At 64.9% G+C, this 12962-nt stretch carries 8 protein-coding genes; 4 read left to right on the forward strand and 4 right to left on the reverse strand.

Going from position 1 to position 12962, the window contains the following annotated elements:
• Positions 1–7: 7 nt before the first annotated feature.
• The gene (gene hppD / locus AB7G19_RS02795; protein WP_231143779.1) at positions 8–1126 is read left to right on the forward strand and encodes a 4-hydroxyphenylpyruvate dioxygenase; all 1119 of its coding nucleotides are present in this window, start codon (positions 8–10) and stop codon (positions 1124–1126) included.
• Positions 1127–1262: 136 nt separating this feature from the next.
• Here hppD and AB7G19_RS02800 read toward each other — a convergent pair whose 3' ends face one another.
• The 4 genes from AB7G19_RS02800 to AB7G19_RS02815 all read right to left on the reverse strand — a co-directional run bounded on the left by AB7G19_RS02800 (position 1263) and on the right by AB7G19_RS02815 (position 6329).
• Positions 1263–2369: a CaiB/BaiF CoA transferase family protein gene (locus tag AB7G19_RS02800; RefSeq protein ID WP_063986007.1), complete on the reverse strand. Its 1107-nt coding sequence runs from the start codon at positions 2367–2369 to the stop codon at positions 1263–1265.
• 232 nt (positions 2370–2601) lie between these two features.
• Positions 2602–3402 carry an FAD binding domain-containing protein gene (locus tag AB7G19_RS02805; protein WP_028149283.1) on the reverse strand — a complete coding sequence of 267 codons (801 nt, stop codon included), beginning with the start codon at positions 3400–3402 and terminating at the stop codon, positions 2602–2604.
• Positions 3403–3415: 13 nt separating this feature from the next.
• Positions 3416–5758: a xanthine dehydrogenase family protein molybdopterin-binding subunit gene (locus AB7G19_RS02810; protein ID WP_063980503.1), complete on the reverse strand. Its 2343-nt coding sequence runs from the start codon at positions 5756–5758 to the stop codon at positions 3416–3418.
• Positions 5759–5843: 85 nt separating this feature from the next.
• Positions 5844–6329, reverse strand: coding sequence for a (2Fe-2S)-binding protein (locus tag AB7G19_RS02815; protein ID WP_063980504.1), 486 nt, complete (start codon positions 6327–6329; stop codon positions 5844–5846).
• A gap of 332 nt (positions 6330–6661) precedes the next feature.
• Between AB7G19_RS02815 and AB7G19_RS02820 the strand changes: the two genes are divergently transcribed.
• The 3 genes from AB7G19_RS02820 to AB7G19_RS02830 all read left to right on the forward strand — a co-directional run bounded on the left by AB7G19_RS02820 (position 6662) and on the right by AB7G19_RS02830 (position 12959).
• The gene (locus AB7G19_RS02820; RefSeq protein ID WP_231143781.1) at positions 6662–8701 is read left to right on the forward strand and encodes a methyl-accepting chemotaxis protein; all 2040 of its coding nucleotides are present in this window, start codon (positions 6662–6664) and stop codon (positions 8699–8701) included.
• A 234-nt stretch (positions 8702–8935) separates the two neighbouring features.
• Complete coding sequence (locus tag AB7G19_RS02825) at positions 8936–10969, forward strand: methyl-accepting chemotaxis protein (protein WP_063980506.1); 2034 nt, start codon at positions 8936–8938, stop codon at positions 10967–10969.
• 502 nt (positions 10970–11471) lie between these two features.
• Positions 11472–12959, forward strand: coding sequence for an MFS transporter (locus tag AB7G19_RS02830; RefSeq protein WP_063980507.1), 1488 nt, complete (start codon positions 11472–11474; stop codon positions 12957–12959).
• The last annotated feature ends 3 nt before the right edge of the window (positions 12960–12962 follow it).

Genomic DNA, 12962 nt, shown 5'->3' on the forward strand with positions numbered 1-12962 from the left:
GAGCACCATGGGTCCGTTTCCGCACGATGCACCGCCGGCCACCGTCACCGCCGACAATCCGATGGGCACCGACGGGTTCGAGTTCGTCGAATATGCGCATCCCAATCCGGAAGAGCTGCACGCGTTGTTCAAGCTGATGGGTTATGCGCCCGTCGCCCGCCACAAGAGCAAGAAGATCACGGTCTACCGCCAGGGCGACATCAACTATCTCGTCAACGAGGAGCCCGGCACCCACGGCTTCGACTTCGTCGCCGCGCACGGCCCCTGCGCGCCGTCGATGGCGTTTCGCGTGGTCGATGCGAAGGCGGCCTATGACCGTGCGATCGCGCTCGGCGCCGAACCTGCCGATGTGTCGTCGGTGCAGAAGACGCTTGATGTGCCCGCGATCAAGGGCATCGGCGGCAGCCTGCTCTATTTCGTCGATTGCTACGGCGCCAAGGGCTCGGCTTACGATGCCGAGTTCGAGTGGTTGGGGGCACGCGATCCCAAGCCGGTCGGTGCCGGCCTGTTCTATCTCGATCACCTCACCCACAACGTCCATCGCGGCCGCATGGATGTGTGGACGGGCTTCTACCAAAAGCTGTTCAACTTCCGCCAGATCCGCTTCTTCGACATCGAGGGTCGCGCCTCCGGCCTGTTCTCGCGCGCGCTGACCAGCCCCGACGGCAAGATCCGGATTCCGATCAACGAGGACGCCGGCGATTCCGGCCAGATCGAGGAATATCTCAATATCTATCGCGGCGAGGGCATCCAGCACATCGCCTGCGGCTGCCGCGATATCCACGCCACCATCGAAGGCCTGCGCGAAGCCGGCCTGCCGTTCATGCCGTCGCCGCCCGAGACCTATTTCGAGCGGATCGACGCGCGCCTGCCGAAGCACGGCGAGGACGTCGCGCGGCTCCAGACCAACGGCATTCTGATCGATGGTGAGGGCGTGGTCGATGGCGGCCAGACCAAGGTGCTGCTGCAGATCTTCTCCGCCAACGCGATCGGCCCGATCTTCTTCGAGTTCATCCAGCGCAAAGGCGACGACGGCTTTGGCGAGGGCAACTTCAAGGCCCTGTTCGAGTCGATCGAGGAGGACCAGATCCGGCGCGGCGTGTTGAAGGTGGATACGGCGGCGTAGGTCGCTGCGTTCGGGCACACTGCCGTGGTGGGCAAAGCGCAAGCGTGCCCACTACTTCTATCAGAATTGCGGAGCGGTGGTGGGCTCGGCGCTTCGCGCCTTTGCCCACCCTACGCGATCTTTGCCGAGGCTAGATCTACCTCTTCCACGCAGCCATCACCGCACCAATCTCCGCGCCCTCCGGCTCCCGCACCGCCGACGGCGTGCGTGAGAACCGCGGCGCGGGCGCGGGCTGCTTCACGCCGTGGCGCTCGAGGAAGACGTTGCGGGCGACCATGTGCGGATGCTCGGTCGCTTCCGACATGGTGAGCACCGGCGCGAAGCAGATGTCGGTGCCTTCCATGATCTTGCACCAGTCCTCGCGGGTCTTGCTCCTAAACACGGCCTGCAACTTCTGCTTCAGCGCGGGCCAGGCCTTGGGGTTCATCTGCGCGTCGAAGTCGGCATCGGTCAGGCCCGCGTGCTCGCGCAGCAGCGCGTAGAACTGCGGTTCGATCGAGCCGATCGAGACGAAGTGCCCGCAGGCACATTCATAGACGCCGTAGAAATGTGCGCCGCCGTCGAGGAAGTTCTGGTTGCGCCCCTCGCTCCAGCGGCCGATCGTCTTCATGTCGAAGAAGAACGACATCAGCGATGCCGCGCCGTCGCACATCGCGGCGTCCACGACCTGGCCCTTGCCGGACCTTTGCGCTTCGAGGAGGGCGGCGAGCACGCCGACGACGAGATAGAGTGCACCGCCGCCGAAATCGCCGACCAAATTGAGCGGCGGCACCGGGGCTTCCTTGGTGCCGATCGCGGCCAGCGCGCCGGTGATCGAGATGTAATTGATGTCATGGCCGGCGGCGTTGGCCAGCGGGCCTTCCTGGCCCCAGCCGGTCATGCGGCCGTAGACGAGTTTGGGATTGCGCGCGAGCACGACGTCGGGCCCGAGCCCAAGCCGTTCCATCACGCCGGGACGAAAGCCCTCGACCAGCGCGTCGGCGCTGGCAAGCAGGTCGAGCACCTCTGCGATCGCCGCCTTGTCCTTGAGGTCGAGCTCGATCACCTTGCGGCCGCGGCCCGCGACCGACTTCATGCTCTTCTTCGCACCGACGCGATCGAGCGTGACGACATCGGCGCCCATGTCAGCCAGCATCATGCAGGCGAATGGGCCGGGTCCGATGCCGGCGAATTCGACGACACGGAAGCCCGAAAGCGGGCCGGAGGTGCGGACGGAGGAGGTGGGCGCTGGTTTATCGAGCACGCTGTTGTTTCCTCGGGTCACCGGCGAATGCCGGTGGTCCGGCAATCGCCTTAGACGTTCCTCTTTGGGGACGAGTTAATTGGCTGATTAACTTTTCTCGCCTTCATGTCCGCGTGGCAAGCGGTTTTCATGCATGGGCGCATAATAAAAAGCGGCGCGCATTGCTGCGCGCCGCGGAAGATTTGTGTTGAGGCGCTAAGGCGCGACGCGCTGTCGCGCTTTAGCGACTCGGTCAGCCCGCGGCGGCCACCGCGCGCTGCGCCATCACCTTGACGAGGTTGGCGCGGTATTCCGCGGTCCCGTGGATATCGGCCAGCAATCCGCTCGCCGGAATGCTGACATTGTCGAGCGCCGACGGCGACCAGTTCGCCTTCAGCGCGGCTTCGATCGCGGGCACCCGCATCACGCCGCTCTGCGAGGCGCCGGTGGCGGCAACACGGATCTCGCCCGACTTCGTCTGCGCGACGAACACGGCAGTCAGCGCGAAGCGTGAGGCCGGGTGCCGCATTTTTTCGTAGCCTGCCTTCGCCGGCACCGGGAACGACACCGCGGTGATGATCTCGCCGTCTTCCAGCGCCGTCGTGAACAGGCCCTGGAAGAAGTCCTCGGCCGAGATCGACCGCTTGTTGGTCTTGACGGTGGCACCGAGCGCCAGCAGCGCGGCCGGATAATCCGCGGCGGGATCGTTGTTGGCAATCGAGCCGCCGATCGTGCCGCGATAACGCACGGCGGGATCGCCGAGCACCGAGGTGAGATAGGCGATCGCGGGGATCGCCTTCTTCACGTCGGCATTCTGCATGATGTCGAAATAGGTCGTGCCGGCCTTGATGGTCAGCACGTCGCCCGAGAGCTCGACGCCCTGCAGCTCCTTGATCTTGCCGAGATCGATCACGTCGGACGGGCTGGCGAGCCGCTGCTTCATGACCGGCAGCAAGGTCTGGCCGCCGGCGAGGAATTTCGCCTCACTGCTCTTGCCGAACAGGGCGACGGCCTCGTCGACCGAGGAGGGGCGATGATAAGTGGTCTGGTACATCTTGTTGCTCCTCTCAGGCCGCGTGGATCGTGCGCCACACCCGGTCCGGGGTTGCGGGCATTTCCAGATTGTTCTTGCCGATCGCATCCGTGATCGCGTTGATCACGGCCGCAGAGGCGCCGATCGCGCCGGCCTCACCGCAGCCCTTGATGCCCAGGGGATTGCCCGGGCACAGCGTCGTGGTGTGGGAGAGGTTGAACGAGGGCAGGTCGTCGGCGCGCGGCATGGAGTAGTCCATGAACGAGGCCGTGACGGGCTGGCCGTTGGCATCGTAGATGGCGTGCTCGAGCAGCGCCTGCCCGATGCCCTGGGCAAGGCCGCCATGGACCTGTCCCTCGACGATCATCGGGTTGATCAGCCGGCCGAAATCGTCGGCCGCGACGAAGTTGACGAAGGAGGTCTTGCCGGTGCCGGGATCGACCTCGAGCTCGCAGATGTAGGCGCCGGCCGGGAAGGTGAAGTTGGTCGGATCGTAGAAGGCGCTTTCCTTCAGGCCCGGCTCCATCCCGTCAGGCAGATTGTGCGCGGTGTAGGCCGCGAGCGCGACCATCGGGAAGGCGATCGCCTTGTCCGTGCCGGCCACCTTGAACTCGCCGTTCTCGATGACGATGTCGCCCTCGGACGCTTCGAGCGCATGCGCCGCGATCTTCTTGGCCTTGGACTCCATCTTCTCCATGGCCTTCAGGATCGCGGTGAGACCGACGGCCGCCGAGCGCGAGCCGTAGGTGCCCATGCCGAACTGCACCTTGTCGGTGTCGCCATGGACGATCGAGACCTGGCTGATGGGAACGCCCAAGCGTTCCGCAACGAGCTGGCAGAACGTGGTCTCGTGACCCTGGCCGTGGCTGTGCGAGCCCGTCAGGATCTCGATGGTGCCGACCGGGTTGACCCGCACTTCGGCGGATTCCCACAGACCAACGCCGGCGCCGAGGCTACCGACGGCCTTCGACGGCGCGATGCCGCAGGCCTCGATGTAGCAGGACACGCCGATGCCGCGCAGCTTGCCGTCCGCCTTCGCCTTGGCCTTGCGGGCTGCGAAGCCGGCATAGTCGATCGCCTTCATCGCGGCATCGAGCGAGGCATTAAAATCACCGGTGTCATAGGCCATGATCACAGGCGTCTGGTGCGGGAACTGGGTGATGAAGTTGCTCCGGCGCAGTGCTGCCGGATCGACCTTGAGCTGCCGCGCCGCCGTCTCCATCAGCCGCTCGATCAAATAGCTCGCCTCGGGGCGGCCTGCGCCGCGATAGGCGTCGACCGGCGTGGTGTTGGTGTAGACCCCGACCACCTCGGCATGGATCGCCGGGATGTTGTACTGGCCCGACAGCAGCGTCGCGTAGAGATAGGTCGGGACCGACGAGGAGAACAGCGACATGTAGGCGCCGAAATTGGCGTAGGTCTTCACCTTCAAGCCGGTGATCTTGTTGTTGGCATCGAACGCCATTTCGGCATGGGTCACATGGTCACGGCCATGCGCATCGGTGAGGAAGGCCTCGGTGCGGTCGCCGGTCCATTTTACTGGACGGCCGACCTTCTTCGAGGCCCACAGCGCCACCATCTCCTCGGGATAGATGAAGATTTTTGAGCCGAAGCCGCCGCCGACGTCGGGGGCGATCACGCGCAGCTTGTGCTCGGGGGCGATGTTGTAGAACGCCGAGAGCACGAGGCGGGCGACGTGCGGGTTCTGCGAGGTCGTATAGAGCGTGAAGTGCTCTTCCGCCGCGTCATAGTCGGCGATCGCCGCGCGCGGCTCCATCGCGTTCGGGGCGAGGCGGTTGTTGGTGACGTCGAGCTTGACCACATTGGCGGCCTTGGCGAAGGCGGCATCCGTCGCGCCCTCGTCGCCGATCACCCAGTCATAGACCTGGTTGCCGGGGGCTTCGGGGTGAAGCTGGGCTGCGCCGGCCTTGATCGCGGCATGGATATCGGCGACTGCCGGCAGCTCTTCATAATCCACGACCACGGCTTCGGCCGCGTCGCGCGCGAGGTTCTTGCTGTCGGCGATCACGACCGCGACGGCCTGACCGACGAAGCGCACGGTTTCCGGCGCCATCGCCGGCCATGCGCCCATCTTCATCGGGCTGCCGTCCTTGGAGGTGATGGCCCAGCCGCAGATGAGATTGCCGACCTTGTCGTCGACGATCTGCTGTCCCGTGAGCACGGCGACCACGCCCGGCATGTTGAGCGCGGCGGATGAATCGATCTTCTTCACCTTGGCATGCGCATGCGGGCTTCTGATGAAATGGGCATGGGTCATGCCCTGCAATTTGATGTCGTCGACGTAACGGCCTTTGCCGGTAATGAAACGCTTGTCTTCCTTGCGCACGACGCGCGCGCCGATGCCTTCAACACCCATGTCTGGTCCTCCCGACCGGAAGTTTCTTTGACTGCGCTTTCCCTCGAAAGCGGCAGCGGTGGTTCTTTATTCGAGGCGCGCCGATTTACTCGGCCGCCTGCGAGACCTTCATGCGCCCGGCTGCGTCCAGCACGGCCTTGACGATGTTGTGGTAGCCGGTGCAGCGGCAGATATTGCCTTCGAGCTCTTGGCGCACGGTGGGCTCGTCGAGCTGGCCGCCATGGCGGTGCACGATGTCGATCGCCGACATGATCATGCCCGGCGTGCAATAGCCGCATTGCAGGCCGTGATTGTCGCGGAAGGCGGCCTGCATCGGATGCAGCTCATCGCCCTTGGCGATGCCTTCGATGGTGGTGACGCTGGCGCCGTCGGCCTGGCCGGCCAGCATGGTGCAGGATTTCACCGCCTTGCCGTCCACGTGTACGACGCAGGCGCCGCACTGGCTGGTGTCGCAGCCGACATGGGTCCCGGTGAGGTTGAGGTGATCCCGCAGGAGTTGGACCAGCAGCGTGCGGTCCTCGACGTCGACGGCAACGGCCTTGCCGTTCACCGTCAGTTTGACTGTAGACACGGAATATACCTCCCCGGATTGATTTTGATTGTTTCTAATTAGAGACCGCCGCCCCCTGACATTGCAACTAGGATTTTGGTCACGCCGGTCATGGAAAAGTTATCGATCCTGACGAGCGGGCAATGACTTGGGCCGGCGAAGCGGGTCGACCGCCGCAAAATGGTCGGCCCATGTGGGATGCCAGCCGTCATCCCATCCGGTCGGCTTTTGGCCGACAAAGCCGGAAATTGCGCAGGTGCGGCGAATTTACCGCCCTTTATCCATTCTGCCCTAGTTTTGCGCATCCGGCGGGGCGCCTCCGGATCACGGCTGAATAGAAAATGGGGGTTGGAATGTCCGGGCGTATCGCGTCGCCGTCGAAGCGTACAATATTTCCGACCCTCCGGTTCCGCGCCAAGATCATCCTCGGCTTCGCCGCGGTGCTGGTGATCTCCGCCGGCAGCATGGCTTTCTCTTATTTCGGTTTCGAGCGGGTCTCGGCCGGGGTCGGGTCCTACCGCAGCAGCGTCACCGAGGCCGATCTCGCCCGCAACATCGACCGCGAGCTGCTCGCCTACCGCTCGGCAGTCCGTTATTTCGTCGTCACCGGCAAGGAGGACGATGCCAAGGCAGCGCTGGACGCCGAGACCGGCCTGAAGAGCGCCATCGACCAGGCGGTCAAGAGTGCCCAGAAGCCGGCGCGGCAGGAGGGCCTCAACAAGCTCGCCAAGGAATTCTCCAACTTCTCCGCAACCTTCGCAAAGGTCCTCCAGGCCAAGCGCGACAGCGCGCTGCTGGTGCAGAACCAGCTGACGCGCCAAGCCAATCTCCTGAAATACAAGCTTGACGATATCGGCAACAATGCCTCCGATTCCGAGGCGCAGTCGATCGAGTTCGGCACCAAGCAGGTCAACGCCCAGTTCCAGACCGCGAGCGCGGCGGCGACCAATTTCGTGCTGACGTCCGACCAGGCGATCGCGACCAGCGCGCTGGCGCGGCTGAAATTCGTCGAGAATTCGCTCGGCGCGGTCTATTCCATGGACGACAAGATCGTCGCCGGCCTGAAGGACGCCAAGACCATCCTCGTGGCCTATCGCGAAGCGCTGGAGAAGCTGATCGCCAACGCCAAGATGGTGGATGAGCTCGTCACCGAGATGAGCGGTTCTGCCGGTGCGATCCTGCAAGGCGCCACCGCCATGAAGGCGGACCTCGTCGCCGAACAGCAGCGGCTGGATTCGGAGTCGGAAGCGACCATCGGACGGACCGAGCAACTGGTGCTGATGCTGGCCGTCGGCGGCACGCTGCTCGGCGCGATCCTCGCCTTTCTGCTCGGCACCGGCATCTCGCGTCCGATGATCGCGATGTGCAAGGCGATGCGCGAGCTCGCGTCGGGCAATTTCGACGTCGTGCTGCCGGGCCTCGGCCGCAGGGACGAGATCGGCGAGATGGCCGGCGCGGTCGAGGAATTCAAGGTTCAGGCCGTGGCCAAGGCCGAGCGCGACGCCGCCGCCAGCGAAGCCCAGAACAAGGAACTGGCCACCGCACGTCGTTCCGAGCTGATTCGCTTCGCCGATGACTTTGAAAGCGCGGTCGGTGCCATCGTGTCGAACGTGTCGGCTTCCGCTGTGCAGCTCGAATCGGCGGCGTCCACACTGACCCGAACCGCCGAAACCACGCAGACCCTGTCGAGCCAGGTCGCCGGTGTCTCCGAGCAGGCCTCGAGCAACATGCAGTCGGTCGCAACCGCGACGGAAGAGCTTTCGGCCTCCGTCGAGGAGATCGGCCGCCAGGTCCGCGATTCCAGCCGCATCGCGGAAGATGCGGTGGTTCAGGCCAAGGAAACCGACGGCCGGATCGGCAAGCTGTCGCACGCCGCCCAGCAGATCGGCGAGGTGGTCAAATTGATCACCGCGATCGCCGAGCAGACCAACCTTCTGGCGCTCAACGCCACCATCGAGGCGGCGCGTGCCGGCGAGGCCGGCCGCGGCTTTGCCGTGGTCGCCAGCGAAGTGAAGTCGCTGGCCAGCCAGACCGCGAAGGCCACCGACGAGATTTCCTCGCACATCGCGGGCATGCAGGGCGCGACGGCCGAGTCGGTCGCCGCGATCAAGGAGATCGGCGCCACCATCGGCAAGATTTCGTCGATCTCGACCTCGATCGCGAGCGCCGTGGAAGAGCAGGGCGCCGCGACGCAGGAGATTGCCCGCAGCGTCCAGACCGTCGCGCAGGGCACCCAGACCGCCGCCACCGACATCGGCCAGGTCAACCGTGGCGCCGCCGAAACCGGCTCGGCCTCGGAGGAGGTCCTGAATTCGGCCAAAACCCTGTCCAGCGAAAGCACCCGCCTGCGCGCCGAGCTCGACCGGTTCATGGGGAATATCCGGGCGGCATAAGGCTCGGCCGCGTCCGAAGCCGCTGCCGTCGCGTCACTCTCGGCTGTCGTCCCGCGAAGGCGCGTGAGCGCGGGGACGACAGCCGAGTGCGCATCTCCCCGCGTCACCTAACCGCAAGTTGCGACGCCATAAATTTACCGCCGCTTATCCTTTGCACTCTACCGTGCTCACGAGTCAGGAAGCGGGCTGCTTCCGGGCTGCGCCTGGTTTTCCGCGAATGGAATGGGGTGGGGAATGCCCGTCAAGTCGACGCCGAACACATCGAAGCTCTTCACCCTGCGTTTTCGTGCAAAAATCATCCTCGGCTTCGTGGCGGTGCTGGCCATCCTCGCCGTCAGCATGGCTTTCGCCTATTTCGGCTTCGAGCGGATCCAGGCCGCCGTCGCCTCCTACCGGGCCAGCGTGTCGGAAGCGGACCTCGCGCGGACCGTGGACCGCGAGCTGATCGCCTATCAGGGACTGGCGCGGGCCTATACGCTAACGGGCGCGACCGATGACGAGACCGCGGCCAAGGCCGCCGAAGAGAATCTGAAGGGCGCGATCGCCAAGTCGGTGGCGGCCACGACCGGCGCGGCGCGCCGCGAGCAGGTCGGCAAGCTCGAGGCCGAATTCCAGCGCTTCACCAAGGTGTTCGGTGAGATCATCACGTTGACCCGCGAGAACAACAAGATCGCCGCCGACGAGCTCAACAGCGTCGGCAACAAGATCCGCTTCAAGTTCGACGATCTCGCCGATACGGCCGCGCTGGCGGGCCTGAACTCGGTTCAGACCACCGCCAAGGACGTCACCTCGCAATATCTCGCGGTCTCCACCTCGGTCAGCGCCTTCGTCGCCAAGCCGGAGCCGAAGACCGCCGACGGCGTGATCGCCCGCATCAAGTTTTTGGAGACCCTGCTGGTCTCGATCTATGCCAATGACCAGAAGATCACCGACCGCGTCACCGAGATCGGCAACCTGCTGAAGCAGTACCGCACCTCTTTCTCGAAGCTGACCGAGAACGTGAAGATCATCGTCAAGTTGAACGGCGAGATGACCAAGACGGCGGCGGGCATTCTCAAGCTCTCGGCCGAGTTGCGGTCCGATCTGACCTCGGATCAGCAGCGCATCGAAGCGAGCGCCAACTCCACCATCACCGAGACCGAACGGCTGATGCTGATGATGGCGCTCGGCGGCCTCGCCATTGGCGCCGTGCTGGCCCTGATGCTCGGCAACGGCATCTCGCGTCCGATGATCGCGATGTGCAAGGCGATGCGCGAGCTTGCGTCCGGCAATTTCGACGTCGTGCTGCCGGGCCTGGGCCGCAAGGACGAGATCGGCGAGATGGCTGGCGCGGTCGAGGAATTCAAGGTTCAGGCTGTCGCGAAAGCCGAGCGCGACGCCGCCGCCAGCGAAGCCCAGAACCGCGAGCAGGCCGCAAGCCGCCGCTCCGAGCTGATTCGCTTTGCCGACGATTTCGAGAGCGCCGTCGGCGCCATCGTCTCCAACGTCTCGGCCTCGGCCGTGCAGCTGGAATCGGCGGCCTCCACGCTGACCCGCACCGCCGAGACCACGCAGAGCCTGTCGAGCCAGGTCGCCGGTGTCTCCGAGCAGGCCTCCAGCAACATGCAGTCGGTGGCAACCGCGACGGAAGAGCTCTCGGCCTCCGTCGAGGAGATCGGCCGCCAGGTGCGCGACTCCAGTCGTATTGCGGAAGCTGCCGTGGTGCAGGCGAAGGAAACCGACGGCCGCATCGGAAAACTCTCCCATGCCGCGCAGCAGATCGGCGAAGTGGTCAAGCTGATCACGGCGATCGCCGAGCAGACCAATCTTCTTGCGCTCAACGCCACCATCGAGGCGGCGCGCGCCGGCGAGGCCGGCCGCGGCTTCGCCGTGGTCGCCAGCGAAGTGAAGTCGCTGGCGAGCCAGACCGCGAAGGCGACCGACGAAATCTCCTCCCACATTACGGGGATGCAGGGCGCGACCGCCGAGTCGGTCGCCGCGATCAAGGAGATCGGCGCGACCATCGGCCAGATCTCGTCGATCTCGACGTCGATTGCGAGCGCCGTCGAGCAGCAGGGCGCCGCGACGCAGGAAATCGCCCGCAGCGTCCAGACCGTTGCGCAGGGCACACAGACCGCAGCCACCGACATCGGTCAGGTCAATCGCGGCGCCGCCGAAACCGGTTCGGCCTCGGAAGAGGTGCTGAACTCGGCCAAGACGCTGTCATCCGAAAGCACGCGCCTGCGCGCCGAGCTCGATCGCTTTATGGGCAATATCAGGGCCGCGTAAGGCTCGCCGCGCGTCAGGCGCTTGGCGCTTGAAGACCTCGCTATCGCCTCATACTCCGCTGTCGTCCCGGACAAGCGCGCCCTTAGGCGCGCGCCGATCCGGGATCCATACTCCCAGCGGATAGTTGAGACGGACGGTGGTAACTCCAAGTCTTCGCCAAACCACTCCCTGTGGTTATGGTCCCGGATCTGCGCTTCGCTTGTCCGGGACGACGGGGGGTAAAGAGCGCGAGTCTCACTCCCTCCCGAACGTCCGCTTCAACTCCACCTTCGCGCGCTCCAGGTTTTGCGCGAATGTGTCGTCTTTCTGACGTGAGCCATGCGTCAACTCCCAGCGGCTCCATCGGAAACGGACGATCCCAAGCGCTGTTCCCGCGGGAACCCGCCTTTGCCGCAGGCGTTGTCGCAGGTGGCAGGCGGAATGCCGCACCTCCATGATCGGAACGCCCCTGTCCACACCATGTGAACCGGGGCCGCTTCCATTGGTTAGACCCAGCAACGCGATGGAATTGCAGCAAAGCCCAGCGCTGAATTATGGACCTGCAGTCTCTGCGGCGGTCGCGGCTGACCGCATCATCGAGACCAGCATTCCCGCGCGGCTCGATGCGCTGCCGTGGAGCGGCTTTCATACCCGCGTCGTGCTGGCGCTCGGGATCACCTGGATCCTCGACGGGCTCGAGGTGACGCTGGCCGGCGCGCTCTCCGGCGCGTTGAAGCAGAGTCCGTCGCTGCAATTCTCCAATCTCGATCTCGGTATCGCCAATTCCGCGTATCTTGCCGGTGCGGTGCTCGGCGCGCTCGGCTTCGGCTGGCTCACCGACCGCATCGGCCGCAAGAAGCTGTTCTTCATCACACTGGCGCTTTATCTCTCCGCGACCGCCGCGACCGCCTTGTCGTGGAATGTCGCGAGTTACGCGCTGTTTCGTTTTCTCACCGGCGCCGGCATCGGCGGCGAATACACTGCGATCAACTCGACGATCCAGGAACTGGTGCCGGCGCGCTATCGCGGCTGGACCGACCTCGTCATCAACGGCAGTTTCTGGATCGGCGCGGCGATGGGCGCGGTGGCGGCCATCGTGCTGCTCGATCCCGCATTGATCGGTCCCGATCTCGGCTGGCGCCTCGCCTATCTCATCGGCGCGACCCTTGGCCTCGTCGTGCTGTTGATGCGGATGTGGATTCCGGAGAGCCCGCGCTGGCTGATGATCCACGGCCGGCCCGACCAGGCCCACGCCATCGTGGACGAGATCGAGCGCTCTGTGATCGGGCATGACCGGCATGCGAGCGATGGCCGCTTCACGAAAATACGCCTGAAGATGCGCGACCACACTCCGATCAGGGAGGTCGTGCACACGCTGTTCTTCGTCTATCGTCAGCGCTCCCTGGTCGGCCTCGTGCTGATGAGCGCGCAGGCGTTCTTCTACAACGCGATCTTCTTCACCTTCGCGCTGGTGCTGACCGACTTCTACGGCATCAGCGCCGAGCATGTCGGCTGGTATCTCCTGCCGTTCGCCGCCGGCAACTTCCTCGGGCCGCTGCTGCTCGGCCGCCTGTTCGACACGCTCGGCCGCCGCGTCATGATCACGTTTACCTACGGCGTATCGGGCGTGCTGCTGGCGCTCTCGGGCTATCTGTTCTCGATCGGCGCGCTGAGCGCGCAGGGGCAGACCATTGCCTGGATGGTGATCTTCTTCTTTGCCTCGCCCGCCGCGAGCGCGGCCTACCTGACCGTCAGCGAGACGTTCCCTCTGGAAGTGCGCGCGTTGGCGATTGCAGTGTTCTACGCGGTCGGCACCGGCATCGGCGGCGTGATCGGGCCCGCGCTGTTCGGCGCGCTGATCGACACGGGATCACGCACCAGCGTGTTCGCGGGCTATTTGCTGGGGGCCTTCCTGATGATCGTGGCTGCGATCGTGGCCTGGCGCTACGCCGTCGCCGCGGAACGCAAATCGCTCGAACAAATCGCGCGGCCGCTTGCCTTTATGGAGTAGACT

It is taken from the genome of Bradyrhizobium sp. 215_C5_N1_1, assembly GCF_052075935.1.
GTDB classification, from domain to species: Bacteria; Pseudomonadota; Alphaproteobacteria; order Rhizobiales; family Xanthobacteraceae; genus Bradyrhizobium; species Bradyrhizobium barranii.